The organism is Duganella rivi, from assembly GCF_009857435.1.
Lineage (GTDB): Bacteria > Pseudomonadota > Gammaproteobacteria > Burkholderiales > Burkholderiaceae_D > Rugamonas > Rugamonas rivi.
This window is the reverse complement of sequence record NZ_WWCK01000002.1, coordinates 43,667-61,766: the sequence shown is the minus strand read 5'-3', so window position 1 is coordinate 61,766 and position 18,100 is coordinate 43,667. Positions and strand designations below refer to the sequence as shown.

Sequence of the window (18,100 nt, the reverse complement as noted above, 5' to 3'; positions counted from 1 at the left end):
TGTACATCTATAGATTTACATCCTCCCGCTTGCGGCCTAAATTGAAAGCAAAGGAGGCACAAATGCGTAAAACTCGTCTATTCAAAAACGGCAACTCGCAAGCGGTGCGCATCCCGGCGGAACTAGCGTATGAGCGAACCGATCTCATGCTGGAGATCGAGCGCATCGGCGATGAGCTCCGTATTCGCCCTGCCAAAAAATCTCTCAAGGGCGTGCTAAAGAAATTCGCGCGTTTCTCTGACGACTTCATGATTGCCGGCAGAGATCAAGACGAGCAGCAAGAGCGCGAGGAGCTCTAATGGCTCAGTTCATGCTGGATACGAATATCTGCATCTACCTGATGAAGGATCAACCTCCTGAGATAGCAGCGCGATTCGACAAATGCTATGTCGGCGACGTCGTGATATCAGCGATTACATTTGCTGAACTGGAGTACGGCGTTTTGACCAGCGCCAATCCGCTGGCTCAACGACGGAATCTGGCCAATATGATCCAGTCCATCCCCGTCGCATCGTTTGATGCAGGCGCCGCGATAGCTTACGGCCCAGTGCGGCAAGCAACACGCACCCGCAAACGTGACCAACTCGACAAGCTGATCGCCGCACACGCCATCGCACTGGGCATTACCCTCGTGACAAACAACGTTAAAGACTTCGCTGACTATCCCGGCATTGAAATCGAAAACTGGTTAGAAGCGCCGCCTGCTTAACCCCTTATGGGGATGCGTCGACTAGCAGTTGCGGCCGCAAGGCGCGGATGCGGAGTTCGCTGAAATAGCCGCCGCCCTCGGTGTAGCGCAGGTAGTGGCGGTTGCATTTTACGCAGCGCAGGACGTGGCTGAGGTTGGCGGGGTAGAAGCGCGGGGCGATGGGGGCGTCGTCGCTGTTGTAGCGAGTACCGTGCGGGTGGTATTCGGTGAAGGTCGGCTCGGCGAATGGGTCTTCGACCAGCGATGCCACTTCCTCGAACTGATCCAGCTCCAAGCTCAATGGCATCGCCTGCCATGCCAGTATGCCCGCGTCGTGACAATTGCACGGCGCCGTCACCGCAGCCGATGTTTCTGCCAACTGCTTCAAACCCGCAAAATCGATCGCCATCATCTTCCGATCATCAAAAGGACTATTCAATTCTACTGCAATCCAAATTGGCATGCGGACGTCTATTCTGATTGGTTTTATACTTTGGCTATGCGCTGTACTTGTGGATCTTCTGAGAGGAAGAAGAACATGAACTGGAGCTCGCTCAGGGAAGTTTTTGAATTAATTGGCCTAGGAATGCTTGGCAGCGTGGCGTTTGGTCTCGCGATGACGTTTATTCGCGATCACTTCTTCCCAATCAAGCCGCCGCAGCCCACCACGGCATTCCAAAGCGGCGATAAGCAAGCGATCATTATTCCTGCCGAGATCGCTTATGACCAGCCCGACATCATGCTGGAGATCGAGCGCATCGGCGACGAGCTGCGCATTCGCCCGCGCCAGCCGGTGCAATAAAAAAGGGAGCCGAAGCTCCCTTGGTGTTACATGATGTGGTGTCCCACCCACCACGCGATCGCGGCGACAAACGCCGAGGCCGGAATGGTGAAGATCCATGCCCACACGATGTTGCCCGCCACGCCCCAGCGCACGGCCGACATTTTCTGCGACGAACCCACGCCGACGATGGCGCCGGTAATGGTGTGGGTGGTCGACACCGGCACGCCCAGGGCGGTCGCGGTGAACAGGGTGATGGCGCCACCGGTCTCGGCGCAGAAGCCGCCCACCGGTTTCAGCTTGGTGATTTTCTGGCCCATGGTTTTCACGATACGCCAGCCGCCAAACAGGGTGCCGAACGAGATCGCGGTGTAGCACGAGACGATCACCCACAGCGGCGGCTCAGCCGCGCCCGCGCTCGAATAACCGGCAGCGATCAGCAGCATCCAGATGATGCCGATGGTTTTCTGCGCATCGTTACCACCGTGGCCCAGGCTGTACGAAGCAGCCGACACCAGTTGCAGGCGGCGGAACCACTTGTCCACGCGGCGCGGCGTCGAGCGCACGAAGATCCACGACACCAGCAGCATCATCAGCGAACCGAAGATGAAGCCTAGCAGCGGCGACAGCACGATGAACACCACGGTCTTGATCAGGCCGGCCGAGATCAGCGCACCGGTGCCGCTCTTGGCGACAGCCGCGCCCACCAGGCCGCCGATCAGCGCGTGCGACGACGACGACGGAATGCCGTAGTACCAGGTGAAGATATTCCACACGATGGCGCCCACCAGCGCGCCAAAGATCACGTACTGGTCGACCACGCCGGGATCGATGGTGCCCTTGCCCACCGTGGCAGCCACGGTCAGCTGGTGGAACACGAAGATCGCCACGAAGTTGAACAAGGCCGCCATGGCAACGGCCGTTTGCGGCTTGAGCACGCCGGTCGAGACCACGGTAGCGATCGCGTTGGCGGCATCGTGGAAGCCGTTCATGAAGTCAAATATCAGCGCCAGGGCAATCAGCATGCCCAGCACGTAGATACTGATTTGTAGGGTTTGCATGTGAACTCGTCTTTGTAATTATGCGTTTTCGACGATGATGCCTTCGATGATGTTGGCCACATCTTCGCAACGATCGGTCACGGTTTCCAGGATTTCGTAGATGGCCTTCATCTTGATCAGGTTGCGCACGTCCGGTTCGTCGCGGAACAGCTTGGACATGGCGGCGCGCATCACGTGGTCGGCGTCCGACTCCAGGCGGTCGATCTCTTCGCAGATGGCGACGATCTGGCGCGAGTTGTCCATGTTGTGCAGCAGCGCTACCGCTTCCTTGACTTTCTCGGCGCAGGCCAGCACCAGCTCGGCCAGGCGCTTGGCTTCCGGGGTCACCGAGTGCAGGTCGTACAGCGACACGGTCTGGGCCGCATCTTCCAGCAGGTCGAGGATGTCGTCCTGGCGGGTGATCAGCTTGTGGATGTCGTCGCGGTCGATCGGCGTGATGAAGGTCTTGTGCAGCAGGTCGACCGTCAGGTAAGTGATCTTGTCGGCCTGCTTTTCGATGCTTTCAATCGCGTGCACGCGGTTTTCCAGGTCATCGAAATTGGACATCAGGCCCACCATTTCTTTTGCGCCTTTGACGCACAGTTCAGCGTGCTGATTGAACAGGTCAAAGAATTTGCCCTCGGTGGGCATCAAACGTCCAAACATATTTTTCTCCGTTTATTACTACTGCAGATCGCCGGCATGGTAAGCCGGCGCAAGGATTAGTCGCCCTGATAGATAGACAGGTTACCGACGTAATTGCCAAACTTGGTGTACTGGCCGATCCAGGTCAAGCGTACCGCGCCGATCGGGCCGTTACGCTGCTTACCGATAATGATTTCGGCCGTTCCTTTATCGGGCGAGTCGGCGTTGTAGACCTCGTCGCGATACAGGAAGATGATGACGTCCGCGTCCTGCTCGATAGCGCCGGATTCGCGCAAGTCGGACATGACGGGACGTTTATTGGGGCGTTGTTCCAGCGAGCGGTTCAGCTGCGACAGCGCGATCACCGGGCAGCCCAGCTCTTTGGCCAGGCCTTTCAGCGAACGCGAGATCTCCGAGATCTCGGAGGCGCGGTTGTCACCGGCCTTGGAACCCTGCATCAGCTGCAGGTAGTCGACAATGATCAGGCCGAGCTTGCCGCACTGGCGCGCCAGGCGGCGCGCGCGGGCGCGCATCTCGATCGGGTTCAATGCCGGGGTTTCGTCGATGAAGACTTGGGCGTCGTTCATCTTCTGGATGGCGTGCGTCAGGCGCGGCCAATCCTCGTCGTTCAGGCGGCCGGTACGCAGGCGGTGCTGGTCGAGCTGGCCGACCGAACCGAGCATACGCATGGCCAGCTGGGCGCCGCCCATCTCCATCGAGAAGATCGCCACCGGCAATCCGGCTTCGATGGCAACGTTTTCGCCGATGTTGACCGAGAACGCGGTCTTGCCCATGGACGGACGGCCGGCCACGATCACCAGGTCGCCCGGCTGCAAGCCCGAGGTCATGCGGTCGAGGTCGATGAAGCCGGTCGGCACGCCGGTAATCTCGGACTGGTTGTCGCGCGAGTACAGCTCGTCGATGCGCTCGACCACCTGGGTCAGCAGCGGCTGCACCGCCAGCCAGCCGGCCGCGCCGCGCGCGCCCTGCTCGGCAATCGCGAAAATGCGCGACTCGGCTTCGTCGAGGATTTCCTTGGTCTCTTTGCCTTGCGGGCTGAAGGCCTGGCCCGAGATATCGTCGGCCACGGTGATCAGCTGGCGCAGCACCGAGCGGTCGCGCACGATCTCGGCGTAGCGGCGGATATTCGCTGCCGACGGCGTGTTCTGCGCCATCGCGTTCAGGTAGGCCAGGCCGCCCACGTCCTCGGCCTTGCCCAGCTGGGTCAGGTTCTCGAACACGGTGATGACGTCGGCCGGCTTGGAGGCGTTAATCATGCGCACGATCTGCTCGAAGATGATGCGGTGATCGTAGCGGTAAAAGTCTTCCGGCTGCATCATGTCGGCGATGCGGTCAAACGACGCGTTATCGCGCAGCAGGCCGCCGATGACGGACTGTTCTGCTTCGATGGAATGCGGCGGGACGCGGAGCGACTCGACTTGCGGATCGGAGGGGGCGTTCATGGCGCGAATTATACCTGCTTGTGCCGGAGTACAAAATTTATGACGAGAAAAAAGCCGGGGGTAAGCCCGGCTTTTTCAAGGGTGTTGCAAAACCAGACAGGCGTTGCCGCCCGGTCCAGTCTTAGGCAGCTTCGCCCACAACGGCAACGGTCACTTCTACCACCACGTCGGTGTGCAGAGCAACGCTCACTGGGAACTCGCCAGTGGTCTTCAGAGGACCGGTTGGCAGGCGCACAGCGGCTTTTTCAACAGCGAAACCTGCTTTGGTCAGGGCTTCAGCGATGTCGAAGTTGGTTACCGAGCCGAACAGACGGCCGTCAACGCCGGCTTTTTGCGAAACGGTCACGGTCATACCGTTCAGTTTCTCGCCTTGGCCTTGAGCAGCAGCCAGCTTGGCGGCAGCAGCTTTTTCCAGTTCAGCGCGCTTGGCTTCGAATTCCGCGATAGCCGACGCGGTTGCGCGACGGGCCATTTTTTGCGGGATCAGGAAGTTACGTGCGTAGCCGTCTTTAACTTTAACGACTTCACCCAGGTTGCCCAGATTGACAACTTTTTCCAACAGAATGATTTGCATAGTTCTTCTCCAGATGTTCTGCCGCGATTAAGCGTTGTGCAGATCGGTGTACGGCAGCAGGGCCAGGTAACGTGCGCGTTTGATCGCGGTGTCAACTTGACGCTGGTAGTGTGCTTTGGTGCCGGTCAGACGTGCTGGCATGATTTTGCCGTTTTCCTGGACGAAGTCTTTCAGGGTGTCTACGTCTTTGTAGTCTACTTGCTCAACGCCAGCGGCGGTGAAGCGGCAGAACTTCTTGCGCTTGAACAGTGGGTTTTGTTGCTTGCGCTTTTCTTTCAGCTTGAGCTTGTTTTTGTCGAACTTTTTACCGAATGCCATTTTAGGCTCCTGTATTTAAATTGAGCTGTCTGGGACAGCACGAAAATCAATGATGTGAAACACCAGGCTTTTGCTATTGCGGCTTTTCTTGTTGAGAAATCCGGTGAACTCGTACAGCCCGCCTAACGGCGTCGCATTGAACCGGCCTGAAATTTCGCCCGCAGCGACTGCGGACACTTCAAACTCGGTCAACCGGGCGATGCCCGCCTCCATCTGCTGCGACCGGTGCTGGAGTACAGCATTCACGATCGGCATGCCGGCCGGGGTGTAACGGATTGCATCCCGCTCGGCGATGAGGGCGATGAACTGGAGCTGGTTCAGCGCGGTTCCTTCTCAGGACAATTAAGCGGCTGGAGCAGCAGCGGCGGCTTCAGCGCGGTGCGATTTAGCTGCGTCTTCGCGTTGTACCGACTTCATCATCGGCGAAGGAGCGGTTTCCGCTTTCTTCATCTTGACGGTCAGGTGACGCAGAACGGCATCATTGAATTTGAATGCGGTTTCCAGCTCAACCAGGGTCTCGTTGTCTGCTTCGATGTTCAGGCAGATGTAGTGAGCTTTAGCCAGTTTCTGGATTGGGTAAGCCATTTGACGACGGCCCCAATCTTCAACACGGTGAACGTTGCCGCCGCGCGAGGTTACGGTGGTTTTGTAACGCTCGATCATGGCGGGCACTTGCTCGCTCTGGTCCGGGTGGACGATAAATACGATTTCGTAGTGACGCATGTATAACTCCCTTAAGGACTTGATGATATAGCCCACCCTGGCGTCAAGACAGGTGTGGGAAGAGGTAAGCCCGCGACTATAGCAGCTTTTGTGGAAAAACGCCAGCGCAACGGGAAACGCAAATTATTTCGTCCAGAGCAACAAATTTCCTTGCATTTCGGCCCACACTGTACAAAAATACAGACTGTTCATATACACAGGCTCACTGCACTCATGCTCAAGCTCACTGCACGACAGGAACAAATCCTGAATTTGATCAAGGACGCCATCGAAAACACCGGCTTCCCGCCGACCCGCGCCGAGATCGCCAACGAACTGGGCTTCAAATCCGCCAACGCGGCCGAGGAACACTTGCAGGCGCTGGCGCGCAAGGGCGCGATTGAAATCGCCGCCGGCACTTCGCGCGGCATTCGTTTGCTGGGCGCGCACGCCGAACCGGCCGCACCGAAAGTGCCGGCCGCGCTGATGATGTCGCTGCCGCTGATCGGCCGCGTGGCCGCCGGCTCGCCGATCCTGGCGCAAGAGAATCTGGAAACCAGCTACAGCGTTGATCCAGCCATGTTTGCCTCCAAGCCGGACTACCTGCTGAAAGTGCGCGGCGAGTCGATGCGCGACGCCGGCATCATGGACGGCGATTTGCTGGCAGTGAAAAAAGTTGATAGCGCCAAGAACGGCCAGATCGTGGTGGCCCGCATCGGCAGCGAAGTAACGGTCAAGCGCTACCGCAAGACCGGCTCGACCATCGAGCTGCTGCCGGAAAACCCGGACTTCAAGATCATCAAGGTTGATCCAGAAGCCGATGAGTTTGCACTGGAAGGCCTTGCAGTGGGTCTGATGCGGACTTGGCACTAAGCCTGTCACCCTGCGCCAGCAAGACCAGATCGGCTTGCTGGCGTGCCTCTTGTGCGACCTGCACAAATACCTGATTCATCCGTTGCTGCGCGGCCGCTAGCTCGGCGTCGCTCATGGCGTCCGCCACCTCGGATGGAATGCTGCGCCCTACCGGCAGCGCATTCTTGTAGTTGGCAGTGAAGCGGCCGTAGCAGGCCAGCCATGCGTTGCGCTCTTCTGCCGTGTGCACGGCGCTCGGCGCGCCGCAATGGAAGCGCGACAGCGCGATGTCAGCGCCGTCGTAGTGATGCATGTAGTAATCGATCTCGACGCGGTGATCGCCGGCCTGTGCAGCGGTGGCTGCGACTATCAGGCCAGTGGCGATCAGCGCGCGCATCGTCAGCAGCCTTCCAGCGCGGTGCAGAAGTCGTCCAGCAGGTCGTTGGTATCTTCGATGCCGACCGACACGCGGATCAGCGATTCGGCGATGCCCATCGAAGCACGGCGCTCGGCGCCCATCTCGTAGAAGATGGTGTGCGCGACTGGAATGATCAGCGTGCGGTTGTCGCCCAGGTTCGATGCCGGGATCGCCAGCTTCAGGCGGTTCAGGAAGTCGAAGCAATCCAGTCCATCCTTCAACTCAAAGCTCAGCAGCGAGCCGTGCGCGCGGAACAGTTCCGAACTGATGCCGTGCTGCGGGTGGGATTTCAGGCCAGGATAGTAGACCGCCGCGACCCGCTCATCCTTCTCCAGCATCTCAGCCAAGGCCAGCGCGTTGGCGGTGGTGCGCTGCATGCGCAGCGCCAGCGTTTCCGCACCGACCGCGATGTGGTGCGCCGCATCCGGCGCCAGCGAGGAGCCGAAGTCGCGCAGCGCCTTGGCGCGGATCTGCGCCAGGCCCCACTGCAAAGGCGCAGCTTTCTTGTAGTTCTCGTAGATGTTCGGGAACCGAGTCCAGTCGTAAGCGCCGGTATCGGTCAGACTGCCGCCCAGCGCGTTGCCGTGGCCGCCAATCGATTTGGTCAGCGCATTGACCACCAGGCCCGCGCCCACCGCTTTCGGCTGGAACAGGTACGGCGTGGTCATGGTGTTGTCCACCACGTACAAGATGCCACGCGCCTGGCACAGCTCGCCGATGCGCTTGAGATCCGCCACTTGCGTGCGCGGATTGGCGATGGTCTCGACAAACACCACGCGGGTACTGTCGGTAATCGCCGCCTCGACGTTGACCACATCGGTCGCGTCCACGAAGGACACGCCGATACCCTGGCTCATGGCGGTTTGCCACAAGCTATTGGTGTTACCGAACAAGAAGGACGACGACACCACGTGATCACCGGCGCGCAACAGCGCCTGCACCACGGCGCCAATCGCGCCCATGCCGGTCGCGAAGCAAATGGTGCCGACGCCCTGCTCCATCTTGTTGACCTTCTCTTCCAGCGCCGAGATGGTCGGGTTGCCCTGGCGTCCGTAGCGGAAGCCCGGCTCCTTGCCTTGGAAGACAGAAGCCAGTTGGCGCGCATCGGCGTAGCCGAACGCCACGGAGGTGTGGATCGGCTTGTGCAGCGAACCGTGCTCGATGCCCTTCTGGCGGTCGCCGTGCAGGATGGTGGTGGTGAAACCGTAGTTCTTCTTATCGGTCATAGTTACGCTTCGGTGGCGGCGAGGTTCAGGTTCAGCTGCGAACGGGCCGCATCTTCCGGCGCCTTGGCCTTGGTCGGGTTGTGACGCGCGTATTCCAGCTTGTCCAGGTATTCCTTGGTCACGTCGCCGGTTACGTACACGCCGTCGAAGCACGACGCCTCAAAGTTGGTCAGCGCCGGATTCACATCCGAGATGGCGCGTTTCAGCGCGTCGATGTCCTGGTACACCAGCGCATCGGCGGTGATTTCCTTGCACACTTCTTCCACGGTGCGGCCGTGGGCGATCAGCTCGTCGCGGGTCGGCATATCGATGCCGTACACGTTCGGGTAGATCACTGGCGGCGCAGCCGACGCAAAGATCACTTTCTTCGCGCCCGAGTCGCGCGCCATCTGCACGATCTCGCGGCTGGTGGTGCCGCGCACGATGGAGTCATCGACCAGCAGCACGACCTTGTCCTTGAATTCGTCCGGGATGGCATTCAGCTTTTGGCGCACCGATTTCTTGCGCGCCGCCTGGCCCGGCATGATGAAGGTACGGCCGATGTAGCGGTTCTTGATGAAGCCTTCGCGGTACTCTACGTTCAGCGCCAGCGCCAACTGGATGGCGGCAGGACGCGACGAATCCGGGATCGGCATCACCACGTCGATCTTCATGTCTTTCAGTTCGCGCTTGATCTTCTCGGCCAGGTATTCGCCCATTTTCAGGCGGGTGGCGTAGACCGACGCGCCGTCGATCACCGAGTCAGGACGCGCGAGGTAGACGAACTCGAACACGCATGGATTCAAGGTCGGATTGTCGGCGCACTGGCGCGAATGCAGTTGCTTGTCGTTGTCGATGAAGACTGCTTCGCCCGGCGCGATGTCGCGCACGAAGCGGAAGCCCATGCCTTCCAGCGCCACCGATTCCGAAGCGATCAGGTATTCCACGCCTTCCGGGGTTTCGTTGATGCCCAGGCACAGCGGACGAATGCCGAACGGATCGCGGAAAGCCAGCAAGCCGACGCCGGCGATCTGCGCCACGGCAGCGTAGCCGCCGCGCACACGGCGATGCAGCACGGTCACGGCTTCAAAGATGGTATTGGCGTCGATCGAAATATCGACGGTGGCTTTCTGGATTTCGTGCGCCAGCACGTTCAGCAGCACTTCCGAATCGGAGTCGGTGTTGATGTGGCGACGGTCATTCAGGAACATTTCCTTCTTGAGCTGTTCCCAGTTGGTCAGGTTGCCGTTGTGCGCCAGCGTGATGCCGAATGGTGCGTTGACGTAGAACGGCTGCGCTTCTTCCTCGCTCGACGAGCCGGCGGTTGGGTAGCGGCAGTGGCCGATACCGGAGTTGCCTTGCAGCGTACGCATATTACGGGTACGGAACACGTCGCGCACCAGGCCGTTGGCCTTGTGCATGGCGAACATGCTGCTGTGATTGGTCGCGATACCCGCCGCATCCTGACCGCGGTGTTGCAACAGCAACAAGGCGTCATACAGCATTTGGTTGACAGGTTGATGGGATACGACGCCGACGATGCCACACATGATGATGCTCCTGGACTGGTACTTCAGATTAAAAACGCAGATTTAAAGAATTCAAAAATTCACGTGCTGCGCCATTGCAGCGGGAAGGTATTGCTTGACCATGCGAGCGCCCTGCTCAGCGTACGGACTCAAGACAGCATGCTTCCAAAAATCCTGCTTCGGCAGCGAGGTCATCCCACATAAGATGACGGCAGCCAACACAATTACAAGCCCGCGGCCGACACCGAACAGCATGCCCAGCAAGCGATCCAGCAGGCTCAAGCCGCCCGCGTCGATCAAGGCGTCCAGCGCCAGCGACAACAGGCCCATTAAAATCCGCGCACCGATAAACAGTGCGATAAAGGCAACGATCAGGCGCAGCACCTCGCCCGGGATCACCGACGGCAGCATCGCGGCCAGCGGCGCCGCGTAAGCATTGGCGGCCACAAAGGCAATCACCCAGCTCAGCAGCGACAGCACTTCTTTCACCAGTCCGCGCACCACGCCGATAATGACCGACGTGGCCAGCACGAAGATCACCAGGTAATCGAAAATCGTCACGTCGTTCGGCGCGTTAAACGGTTTCGAGGCGGCCTTCGAGGCCCATGCTGCTCAACTTCGCCTTCACCTTCTCGGCTTCTTCCTTGCTGCTGAACGGCCCCACACGCACACGGGTAACGCCCGATGGTGTTTTCTGCGTGAAGGAATTGATGCCCGCGTTTTTCAGTTTGGCGCGCAGTTCGTCGGCCTTGGCTTGATCGCTCAGGGCCGCTACTTGCAGCACGAATTTTTCAGCAGCGGCGGCTGGCTTGCCTTCGAGGATGGCCAGTGCGCGCGCGTCCTCGGACTTGGCCGCAGGCTTGGATTCGGCCGGCTTGGCCGATTCAGCGGCTTTCGCGGCTTTGGCTTCAGCCAGCTTGCGTTCGGTTTCCTGTTTTTCGGCTTTGAGCTTGGCTTCAGCTTTGGCCTCGGCTTGCTTGCGTTCCAGCTCCTGCTTGTAGTCGGCTTCCTGGCGGGCTTTCAATTCGCGCTCGGCCTGGGCCTTGGCCAATTGCTCGGCCTTGGCTTCCTGCTTGGCGGTATCGGCCACTACCGGCGCGACTGGTTTCGGCGCAGGTTTAACCTCAGGCTTCACGTCTTCAACGATTTCTTCCTTGCTGTCCAGCGTAGCGGCAGCCGCTACTGGCGCCGGCGCTGGTGCAGGAATCGCTTCAGCAGTTTTTTCCTTGGATGGAATTTTGATATCGATGTCGGACGACAGCGGTTTCGGCTCGGAATCGAGCAGCATCGGCAGGCCGACGGCCACGCCCAGCGCCAGCATGATGGCGCCAACCAGGCGGCGGCGTGCACGTTTCTTTTCCGGCAAGACCGGATCATCCTCTTCGCGGTCGCGCGAACGGCGCTTGGTCGCGCCGCCGTCGGCCGACGAGGCGCGCTTGGAGCGGGCGTGCTCGGTCGCCGCCCGGTCATCTGCGCTGGTGTAAAAGCCGCTGTCTTGACCAGCGTCTTGCTTGTTTTTACCGGATTTCGAGAACAAGCCCATGCGTGATTTCAGTCCTGTGCGTTCAGTGGAGTGAGGATTTTCGCGCCGCCATCACACCGGCGACAGTCAGGAAAGATCCAAAGACCACAATTCTATCATCCTCACCGGCCCGGCTGACGGCATTTGCGTATGCAGCGGCAGGATCATCGAACACATTGATGGTGCGTTCGTCGCGTTCCGGCTGCACGGTTTGCACCTTGGCCGCCAGCTCCGACGCCGTGGCCGAGCGCGGCGATGGCAGCGTGGCGAGGCACCAGTGGTCGATGTGCTCGGACATCGCGGCGATCACGCCGTCGATATCCTTGTCTTGCATGGAGCCGAACACGGCGTAGGTGTAGCGGTGGAAGCCCATGTTGCCGAGGTTCTGATTCAGGGCGGAAGCAGCGTGCGGATTGTGCGCCACATCGAAGATGGTGGTCGGACGGCCCGGCAGCACCTGGAAGCGGCCCGGCAGTTCCACCGTGACCAAGCCGGTGCGCACTTCCTGCGCGCCGACCGGCAGTTCCAGCTTCAGCGCTTCCAGTGCAGCCAGTGCGGCGCAAGCGTTGAGGATCTGGTTGGCGCCGCGCAGGCTTGGGTAAGCCAGCGAATTGCGGCGCTGGCCGCGGCCGCCGTAGCTCCACTGTTGCTTGTCGCCGGAGTAATTGAAATCGCGGCCCATCAGCCACAGATCGGCGCCGATGGTGTTGGCGTGGTCGATCAGTGCTTGCGGCGGCACTGGATCCGAGCAGATCGCGGTTTTGCCGGCGCGGAAAATGCCGGCTTTCTCGAAGCCGATCTTCTCGCGGGTATCGCCGAGGTAGTCGGTGTGGTCGATATCGACGCTGGTGACGATGGAGACATCGGCATCGATGATGTTGACCGCATCCAGGCGGCCGCCAAGGCCCACTTCCAGGATCACCACATCCATGCCGGCTTCCGACAGCAGCTTCATGATGGCCAAGGTAGTGAACTCGAAGTAGGTCAGCGAGATATCGCCGCGCGCCGCCTCAACGGCGTTGAACGCGGCCACCAGCGTTTCATCGCTGGCCATGTCGCCATTGATGCGGGCGCGCTCGTTGAAATCGAGGAAGTGCGGCTTGATGTACAGGCCGACTTTATAACCGGCACGCATCAGGATCGATTCCAGCATCGAGCAGGTCGAACCCTTGCCATTGGTGCCGGCCACCATGATGGTCGGGCAGCTAAAGCTCAGCTGCAGGCGTTCCTTGACGGCGAGAACGCGGTCAAGACCCATGTTGATGACGGTTTCGGCGTGGCGCGACTCAAGCAGCGCAAGCCACGCAGGCAAAGTAGTTGGGAGGTTCGACATGATGAGACTCTGAAATGAAAACGGCGCGCAGGCCGGATGATATCCGATTGCGCGCCGCAGCGTGAAGCGATAGCCGATTCTTAGGCCAGAACCTCTACAGGTTGATTTTGCAGCAATGCCAGCAGGCGGGCGATTTCTTCGCGCATCTTGCGGCGGTCAACGATCATGTCGACAGCGCCCTTCTGCACCAGGAACTCGGCGCGCTGGAAGCCTTCCGGCAGCTTTTCGCGTACGGTGTTCTCGATCACGCGCGGGCCGGCGAAGCCGATCAGGGCTTTCGGTTCAGCGATCACCACGTCGCCCATGAAGGCGAACGAGGCGGACACGCCGCCCATGGTCGGGTCGGTCAGCACGCTGATGAACGGCAGTTTCTTATCCGACAACTTGGTCAGCATGGCGGTGGTTTTCGCCATCTGCATCAGCGACAGCAAGCCTTCTTGCATGCGGGCGCCGCCGGTAGCGGTGATGCAAATGAACGGTACTTTCTGTTCCAGCGCCATCTGCGCGCCGCGCACGAAGCGCTCGCCCACCACGGAGCCCATGGAACCGCCCATGAATTCGAATTCGAAGCACGCCACCACGGCCGGCAGGCTCATGATGGAGCCGCCCATGACGATCAGCGCATCGGTCTCGCCGGTGGCTTCCATCGCTTGCTTGAGGCGGTCTGGGTATTTTTTGCTGTCTTTGAACTTCAGCGTATCGACCGGCAGGGTATCCATGCCGATTTCATAACGGCCGCCGGCGTCAAACAGGCTGTCGAGGCGCTCCCGGGCGCGGATGCGCATGTGGTGGTCGCACTTAGGGCAAACGTGCAGGTTCGACTCCAGGTCGGTGCGGTACAGCACGGCTTCGCACGATGGGCATTTGACCCACAGGCCTTCCGGCATGGTCTTGCGCGCGCCCGCGTCCGAACGCTGGATACGTGGGGGCAGCAGTTTTTCCAACCAACTCATAAATTCTCCTTGCAGCTAACTTAGGCCCGAAGTGTAGCCGTTTCTGCCCCCCCTGTCGAACTTTAGAGGATTTCTACTACCCCTCCAGAGGGAGATCGCCCTCCGCCTCCAGTGATTTCTTCAATTCTTCACGTTCTTTCAGAGTAAGAATACCAAGATTAGCTTTATAACCAGATCCAGCGATATGCCGCAGGTACATATACATCATTTCCTCGGCAGACAAGCCGTACTGTTGGCCCAATTGTTCAAAATAACTGATCGAATCAAAGTCCAGCCGAAACGTTATAAAACTCACACCGTGTACGCGCAAGTTAGCTTTAGCTTTGCGGGAATCCCATTCGAAGCGCACAACCGCTCCCTTTCAACATAACGAGTACTTAACTATGTATCAAGGTGAGCAGTCGGGTTTTGAGCGACGTCAGGCGTCGAGAGCGCTGCGAATGGAAGCGGCGAAGGCCTGGACGGCGGCGACGGCCTGGTCTTTGCCTACAGTTTCGATTTCCTGGATGATGCGGCTGCCGATCACCACCGCATCGGCCACCTCGGCCACGGCACGCGCGGTCGCGCCGTCGCGGATGCCGAAGCCGACCCCAACCGGCAGCTTCACGTGCTTGCGGATGGCTTGCAGGCGGTTGGCAACGTCCACGACATCGATATTGCCCGCGCCAGTCACGCCTTTCAGCGAGACGTAATAGCTGAAGCCGCCACCGACCTTGGCCACCTGCTCAATGCGCTGCTCGGTCGAGGTCGGCGCCAGCAGGAAGATCAAGTCCAGCTCGGCCGCGCGCATGGCGGCGGCAAATTCCTCGCACTCTTCCGGCGGGTAATCGACCACGATGGCGCCATCCGCGCCCACCGCTTTCGACTGCTCGATAAACGCTTGCGGGCCAATGCGCTCGATCGGATTGGCATAACCCATCAGCACCACCGGCGTGGTCTGGTTGGTTTTGCGGAACTCGGCCACATAGCCGAACACATCCTTGATGCCGACGCCATGCGCCAGCGCGCGTTCGCACGCACGCTGGATCACCGGGCCTTCGGCCATCGGGTCGGAGAACGGCACGCCCAGTTCCAGGATATCGGCGCCGCCTGCCACCAGGGCATGCATCAGCGGCACGGTCAGTTCCGGCGCTGGATCGCCGGCAGTGATGAAAGTAACAAGCGCGGTTTTGTTTTGCGCTTTCAACGCGCTGAAGGTTGCTGCGATTTTGGACATTGTCGGTTTCCTTAGTTGAAGTTCAGACCCATACGCTCTGCTACCGTATGCATGTCCTTGTCACCTCGGCCCGACAGGTTGGCCAATATAATCTTATCCTTCGGCAGCGTGGCCGCCAGCTTGGCCGCGTAGGCCAAGGCGTGCGACGACTCCAGCGCAGGGATGATGCCTTCAATATGACAGCAATCGTGGAAGGCTTTGAGCGCTTCCTCGTCCGTAATCGACTCGTACTGGGCGCGGCCGCTGTCCTTCAAATACGCGTGCTCAGGGCCCACGCCCGGATAGTCGAGACCGGCAGAGACCGAGTGCGTCTCTATGATCTGGCCGTTCGTATCTTGCAGCAAATAGGTACGGTTGCCGTGCAACACGCCCGGGTAGCCCTTGGTCAGCGAGGCTGCGTGCTTATCGCCATCGAGGCCCTCGCCCGCCGCTTCCACGCCCACCAGCTTGGTGTTCTTCTCATCGATGTACGGGTAGAAAATGCCCATGGCGTTGGAACCGCCGCCGATGCAGGCCACCACGTAATCCGGCTGGCGGCCGGTCATTTCCGGCATCTGCACCAGGCATTCCTCGCCGATCACCGACTGGAAATCGCGCACCAGCATCGGATACGGATGCGGGCCGGCCACGGTGCCGATGATGTAGAAGGTGTTTTCAATGTTGGTGACCCAGTCGCGCATCGCTTCATTGAGAGCGTCCTTCAAGGTCTTGGAGCCGGACTCCACCGGCACCACGGTCGCGCCCAGCAGCTTCATGCGATAGACGTTTTGCGCCTGGCGCTTGACGTCTTCGCTGCCCATGTAGACCACGCACTCCAGGCCGAAGCGCGCGCAGATGGTGGCGGTGGCAACGCCGTGCTGGCCCGCGCCGGTTTCCGCGATGATGCGCGGCTTGCCCATGCGCTTGGCCAGCAGCGCTTGACCGATGACGTTGTTAATCTTGTGCGCGCCGGTGTGGTTCAGGTCTTCGCGCTTGAAGTAAATCTGCGCGCCGCCGGCGATTTCCGACCAGCGCTTGGCGTGATAAATCGGCGATGGGCGGCCGACGAAGTGCTTGAGCTCGTAGCGGAATTCTTCGAGGAACTCGGGGTCTTTGCTGTACTTGGCGTAGGCTTCGTTGAGCTCGGCCAGTGCGTAAGTCAGGGTTTCGGCGACAAAGCTGCCGCCGTAGGGGCCAAAGTGACCTTTGGCGTCGGGTAATTCATAGTCTTTAGCGTGGAACAGCGCTTTCATGATGGGTTTCGCTTTCGATAGTGGCATCTCCAACCCGCACCGCCGTGACAAAATCGGCAATCTTGCGGGCATCTTTGATTCCCTTGGACGCTTCAACACCGGAACTGATGTCGACAGCGTAGGGACGAACACCTACCACCGCGTCAGTCGCGTTGTGTACGCTCAAGCCACCACTCAAAACGACCCGAGGCGCGAGATCTTTTGGAACGAGAGACCAATCAAAACCCTTTCCTGCACCACCGTAGGCGTCCACATAGGTATCCAGCAACAGGCTGGTGAAGAGTGGACTGGCGGCGCGGTTTGCCTGCTCGTATTCTAGCAGTTCATCCGGGCGCGTGTCAGGTTTGACGCGGAACACTTTCATGTACTGGCGTCCGGCGGCGGCGGCGATGGCCGCGCCTTCGGCCACGGTTTCGTCGCCGTGCAATTGTATTAATGATAGCGGCGCGATCTTCACGGTTGCCGCCACCTCTTCCGGCGAGGCGTTGACGAACAGGCCGACGGTAGTGATGAACGGCGGCACAGTGCGGATCAACTCAGCGGCACGCTCGGGCGTGACGTAGCGTGGGCTTTTTGGATAGAACACGAAGCCGATCGCATCTGCGCCCGAAGCCATCACGGCTTGTACGTCTTGCTCACGGGTTAAACCGCAAATCTTGATACGTGTACGCATGTTTTTCCTTTTAGCGCGGATAGCACCAATACAACCCGCACACCGCTGCGGCCAGGGTCTGCCCCCGTACGGGGTCAGACCCTTTCGTTAGGGGTGAAGGTTTAGAACCACGGCAGCTGGCTGCTGGTTTCCTGCGGCAGCGCCCACTTTTCATCGTAATCGATTTTGGCCAGGTACAACCCGTCCGGCATGAAGGTCGGCGCGGCGATCTGGCGATTTTTCGCAGCCAGCAGCTCACCCATCCAGCTAACCTCTTCCCTGCCCTGCCCGATGTAGACCAGCGAACCCACCAAATTACGCACCATGTGGTGCAAGAAAGCATTGGCTTTCAGCGTGAAGATAATCAGATCACCTTGCCTGCGAATCTGAATATCGTGCATCAGCTTGACCGGCGACTTGGCCTGGCAGTGCGCAGCGCGGAAGGTGGTGAAGTCGTGCGTGCCGATCAGCGGCTTGACCGCCTCCTGCATGCGCTCCACGTCCAGCTGGTGATGGTAAAAACCAGCACGGCCATTCAGCAGCGGCGAGCGCACCTGATGGTTGTACAACACGTAGTGATAAGTGCGCGCCTGCGCACTGAAACGGGCGTGGAAGAAGTTCTCTTCAGCCGGATCGCCTTCCAGTTCCTTGGCCCAGCGCACGCCGATCGACGGCGGTAGGAAGGCATTAACCCCGCGCACCCATGCGTGCGGCAAGCGGTTCAGATCGGTATCAAAGTGCACTACCTGCTCGGAGGCGTGCACACCAGCGTCGGTACGGCCGGCGCAGGTAGTGGCCAGCGGCACCGTGGCAAATTCCAGCAGCGCCTGCTCCAGCTTGTCCTGCACCGTCAGGCCGTGATCCTGCTTTTGATAACCATGCCACGCCTGGCCGTCGTACTGGAGCCCGATTGCTATCCGTTTCACTACTGCCCAATCCAAAAGTCTGAATCAGCGATTATATAACGGCGCAGGTCG

At 59.7% G+C, this 18,100-nt stretch carries 24 protein-coding genes; 4 read left to right on the top strand and 20 right to left on the bottom strand.

The window, feature by feature from the left end:
* The first annotated feature begins 62 nt into the window (after positions 1-62).
* Positions 63-299 (top strand): antitoxin, encoded by a 237-nt coding sequence (locus GTP45_RS04905; protein ID WP_161012782.1) that lies wholly within the window; start codon positions 63-65, stop codon positions 297-299.
* Positions 299-709: a type II toxin-antitoxin system VapC family toxin gene (locus GTP45_RS04900; RefSeq protein WP_161012781.1), complete on the top strand. Its 411-nt coding sequence runs from the start codon at positions 299-301 to the stop codon at positions 707-709. The genes GTP45_RS04905 and GTP45_RS04900 overlap by 1 nt, the downstream gene beginning before the upstream one ends.
* A 4-nt stretch (positions 710-713) precedes the next feature.
* Here the strand turns inward: GTP45_RS04900 and GTP45_RS04895 are convergent, their stop codons facing one another.
* A complete protein-coding gene (locus GTP45_RS04895) occupies positions 714-1,100 on the bottom strand; it encodes a hypothetical protein (RefSeq protein ID WP_161012780.1) in 387 nt (128 codons plus the stop codon).
* Positions 1,101-1,226: 126 nt separating this feature from the next.
* Here GTP45_RS04895 and GTP45_RS04890 point away from each other — a divergent pair, with 126 nt between their 5' ends.
* Positions 1,227-1,490: an AbrB/MazE/SpoVT family DNA-binding domain-containing protein gene (locus GTP45_RS04890; protein ID WP_161012779.1), complete on the top strand. Its 264-nt coding sequence runs from the start codon at positions 1,227-1,229 to the stop codon at positions 1,488-1,490.
* 26 nt (positions 1,491-1,516) lie between these two features.
* Here GTP45_RS04890 and GTP45_RS04885 read toward each other — a convergent pair whose 3' ends face one another.
* The 7 genes from GTP45_RS04885 to rpsF all read right to left on the bottom strand — a co-directional run bounded on the left by GTP45_RS04885 (position 1,517) and on the right by rpsF (position 6,232).
* Positions 1,517-2,530 (bottom strand): inorganic phosphate transporter, encoded by a 1,014-nt coding sequence (locus GTP45_RS04885; RefSeq protein WP_161012778.1) that lies wholly within the window; start codon positions 2,528-2,530, stop codon positions 1,517-1,519.
* 18 nt (positions 2,531-2,548) lie between these two features.
* Positions 2,549-3,175: a DUF47 domain-containing protein gene (locus tag GTP45_RS04880; RefSeq protein ID WP_161008522.1), complete on the bottom strand. Its 627-nt coding sequence runs from the start codon at positions 3,173-3,175 to the stop codon at positions 2,549-2,551.
* 56 nt (positions 3,176-3,231) lie between these two features.
* A complete protein-coding gene (locus tag GTP45_RS04875) occupies positions 3,232-4,617 on the bottom strand; it encodes a replicative DNA helicase (RefSeq protein WP_161012777.1) in 1,386 nt (461 codons plus the stop codon).
* A gap of 121 nt (positions 4,618-4,738) precedes the next feature.
* The gene (gene rplI / locus GTP45_RS04870) at positions 4,739-5,191 is read right to left on the bottom strand and encodes a 50S ribosomal protein L9 (protein ID WP_161012776.1); all 453 of its coding nucleotides are present in this window, start codon (positions 5,189-5,191) and stop codon (positions 4,739-4,741) included.
* A gap of 27 nt (positions 5,192-5,218) precedes the next feature.
* Positions 5,219-5,509, bottom strand: coding sequence for a 30S ribosomal protein S18 (gene rpsR / locus GTP45_RS04865; RefSeq protein WP_090176193.1), 291 nt, complete (start codon positions 5,507-5,509; stop codon positions 5,219-5,221).
* A gap of 15 nt (positions 5,510-5,524) precedes the next feature.
* Entirely contained in the window at positions 5,525-5,830 is a 306-nt protein-coding gene (priB, locus tag GTP45_RS04860) for a primosomal replication protein N (RefSeq protein ID WP_161013434.1), read from the bottom strand.
* 21 nt (positions 5,831-5,851) lie between these two features.
* Positions 5,852-6,232 carry a 30S ribosomal protein S6 gene (rpsF, locus tag GTP45_RS04855; RefSeq protein WP_161012775.1) on the bottom strand — a complete coding sequence of 127 codons (381 nt, stop codon included), beginning with the start codon at positions 6,230-6,232 and terminating at the stop codon, positions 5,852-5,854.
* Positions 6,233-6,445: 213 nt separating this feature from the next.
* Here rpsF and lexA point away from each other — a divergent pair, with 213 nt between their 5' ends.
* Positions 6,446-7,084, top strand: coding sequence for a transcriptional repressor LexA (gene lexA, locus GTP45_RS04850; protein ID WP_161012774.1), 639 nt, complete (start codon positions 6,446-6,448; stop codon positions 7,082-7,084).
* Here lexA and GTP45_RS04845 read toward each other — a convergent pair.
* The 12 genes from GTP45_RS04845 to truA form a co-directional block, all read right to left on the bottom strand.
* Positions 7,011-7,460 carry a hypothetical protein gene (locus tag GTP45_RS04845; RefSeq protein WP_161012773.1) on the bottom strand — a complete coding sequence of 150 codons (450 nt, stop codon included), beginning with the start codon at positions 7,458-7,460 and terminating at the stop codon, positions 7,011-7,013. The two genes, lexA and GTP45_RS04845, sit on opposite strands and share 74 nt — an antisense overlap.
* A 2-nt stretch (positions 7,461-7,462) precedes the next feature.
* On the bottom strand, positions 7,463-8,707 hold the full coding sequence (locus GTP45_RS04840) for a cystathionine gamma-synthase family protein (protein ID WP_161012772.1): 1,245 nt from the start codon (positions 8,705-8,707) through the stop codon (positions 7,463-7,465).
* Positions 8,708-8,709: 2 nt separating this feature from the next.
* Positions 8,710-10,236 carry an amidophosphoribosyltransferase gene (gene purF, locus GTP45_RS04835; protein WP_161012771.1) on the bottom strand — a complete coding sequence of 509 codons (1,527 nt, stop codon included), beginning with the start codon at positions 10,234-10,236 and terminating at the stop codon, positions 8,710-8,712.
* A gap of 51 nt (positions 10,237-10,287) precedes the next feature.
* Positions 10,288-10,776 carry a CvpA family protein gene (locus GTP45_RS04830; protein WP_161012770.1) on the bottom strand — a complete coding sequence of 163 codons (489 nt, stop codon included), beginning with the start codon at positions 10,774-10,776 and terminating at the stop codon, positions 10,288-10,290.
* Between the two features lie 13 nt (positions 10,777-10,789).
* Positions 10,790-11,758, bottom strand: coding sequence for an SPOR domain-containing protein (locus GTP45_RS04825; RefSeq protein ID WP_161012769.1), 969 nt, complete (start codon positions 11,756-11,758; stop codon positions 10,790-10,792).
* A 22-nt stretch (positions 11,759-11,780) separates the two neighbouring features.
* A complete protein-coding gene (gene folC, locus GTP45_RS04820) occupies positions 11,781-13,070 on the bottom strand; it encodes a bifunctional tetrahydrofolate synthase/dihydrofolate synthase (protein WP_161012768.1) in 1,290 nt (429 codons plus the stop codon).
* Positions 13,071-13,150: 80 nt separating this feature from the next.
* A complete protein-coding gene (gene accD, locus GTP45_RS04815; RefSeq protein WP_161012767.1) occupies positions 13,151-14,023 on the bottom strand; it encodes an acetyl-CoA carboxylase, carboxyltransferase subunit beta in 873 nt (290 codons plus the stop codon).
* A gap of 76 nt (positions 14,024-14,099) precedes the next feature.
* Positions 14,100-14,372: a BrnT family toxin gene (locus tag GTP45_RS04810; RefSeq protein ID WP_161012766.1), complete on the bottom strand. Its 273-nt coding sequence runs from the start codon at positions 14,370-14,372 to the stop codon at positions 14,100-14,102.
* Between the two features lie 69 nt (positions 14,373-14,441).
* Positions 14,442-15,239 (bottom strand): tryptophan synthase subunit alpha, encoded by a 798-nt coding sequence (gene trpA, locus GTP45_RS04805; RefSeq protein ID WP_161012765.1) that lies wholly within the window; start codon positions 15,237-15,239, stop codon positions 14,442-14,444.
* Between the two features lie 11 nt (positions 15,240-15,250).
* The gene (gene trpB, locus GTP45_RS04800) at positions 15,251-16,471 is read right to left on the bottom strand and encodes a tryptophan synthase subunit beta (RefSeq protein WP_161012764.1); all 1,221 of its coding nucleotides are present in this window, start codon (positions 16,469-16,471) and stop codon (positions 15,251-15,253) included.
* Positions 16,449-17,144: a phosphoribosylanthranilate isomerase gene (locus GTP45_RS04795; RefSeq protein WP_161012763.1), complete on the bottom strand. Its 696-nt coding sequence runs from the start codon at positions 17,142-17,144 to the stop codon at positions 16,449-16,451. Before GTP45_RS04795 ends, trpB begins: the two co-directional genes overlap by 23 nt.
* Before the next feature lie 101 nt (positions 17,145-17,245).
* On the bottom strand, positions 17,246-18,049 hold the full coding sequence (gene truA / locus GTP45_RS04790; RefSeq protein WP_161012762.1) for a tRNA pseudouridine(38-40) synthase TruA: 804 nt from the start codon (positions 18,047-18,049) through the stop codon (positions 17,246-17,248).
* Positions 18,050-18,100 lie beyond the last annotated feature (51 nt).

Excerpts from the sequence above, each read along its gene's own strand:
- GTP45_RS04905 (WP_161012782.1), top strand. The coding sequence starts at position 63 with ATGCGTAAAACTCGTCTATTCAAAAACGGCAACTCGCAAGCGGTGCGC.
- GTP45_RS04900 (WP_161012781.1), top strand. The coding sequence starts at position 299 with ATGGCTCAGTTCATGCTGGATACGAATATCTGCATCTACCTGATGAAG.
- GTP45_RS04895 (WP_161012780.1), bottom strand. The coding sequence starts at position 1,100 with ATGATGGCGATCGATTTTGCGGGTTTGAAGCAGTTGGCAGAAACATCG.
- GTP45_RS04890 (WP_161012779.1), top strand. The coding sequence starts at position 1,227 with ATGAACTGGAGCTCGCTCAGGGAAGTTTTTGAATTAATTGGCCTAGGA.
- GTP45_RS04885 (WP_161012778.1), bottom strand. The coding sequence starts at position 2,530 with ATGCAAACCCTACAAATCAGTATCTACGTGCTGGGCATGCTGATTGCC.
- GTP45_RS04880 (WP_161008522.1), bottom strand. The coding sequence starts at position 3,175 with ATGTTTGGACGTTTGATGCCCACCGAGGGCAAATTCTTTGACCTGTTC.
- GTP45_RS04875 (WP_161012777.1), bottom strand. The coding sequence starts at position 4,617 with ATGAACGCCCCCTCCGATCCGCAAGTCGAGTCGCTCCGCGTCCCGCCG.
- rplI (WP_161012776.1), bottom strand. The coding sequence starts at position 5,191 with ATGCAAATCATTCTGTTGGAAAAAGTTGTCAATCTGGGCAACCTGGGT.
- rpsR (WP_090176193.1), bottom strand. The coding sequence starts at position 5,509 with ATGGCATTCGGTAAAAAGTTCGACAAAAACAAGCTCAAGCTGAAAGAA.
- rpsF (WP_161012775.1), bottom strand. The coding sequence starts at position 6,232 with ATGCGTCACTACGAAATCGTATTTATCGTCCACCCGGACCAGAGCGAG.
- lexA (WP_161012774.1), top strand. The coding sequence starts at position 6,446 with ATGCTCAAGCTCACTGCACGACAGGAACAAATCCTGAATTTGATCAAG.
- GTP45_RS04845 (WP_161012773.1), bottom strand. The coding sequence starts at position 7,460 with ATGCGCGCGCTGATCGCCACTGGCCTGATAGTCGCAGCCACCGCTGCA.
- GTP45_RS04840 (WP_161012772.1), bottom strand. The coding sequence starts at position 8,707 with ATGACCGATAAGAAGAACTACGGTTTCACCACCACCATCCTGCACGGC.
- purF (WP_161012771.1), bottom strand. The coding sequence starts at position 10,236 with ATGTGTGGCATCGTCGGCGTCGTATCCCATCAACCTGTCAACCAAATG.
- GTP45_RS04825 (WP_161012769.1), bottom strand. The coding sequence starts at position 11,758 with ATGGGCTTGTTCTCGAAATCCGGTAAAAACAAGCAAGACGCTGGTCAA.
- folC (WP_161012768.1), bottom strand. The coding sequence starts at position 13,070 with ATGTCGAACCTCCCAACTACTTTGCCTGCGTGGCTTGCGCTGCTTGAG.
- accD (WP_161012767.1), bottom strand. The coding sequence starts at position 14,023 with ATGAGTTGGTTGGAAAAACTGCTGCCCCCACGTATCCAGCGTTCGGAC.
- trpA (WP_161012765.1), bottom strand. The coding sequence starts at position 15,239 with ATGTCCAAAATCGCAGCAACCTTCAGCGCGTTGAAAGCGCAAAACAAA.
- trpB (WP_161012764.1), bottom strand. The coding sequence starts at position 16,471 with ATGAAAGCGCTGTTCCACGCTAAAGACTATGAATTACCCGACGCCAAA.
- GTP45_RS04795 (WP_161012763.1), bottom strand. The coding sequence starts at position 17,144 with ATGCGTACACGTATCAAGATTTGCGGTTTAACCCGTGAGCAAGACGTA.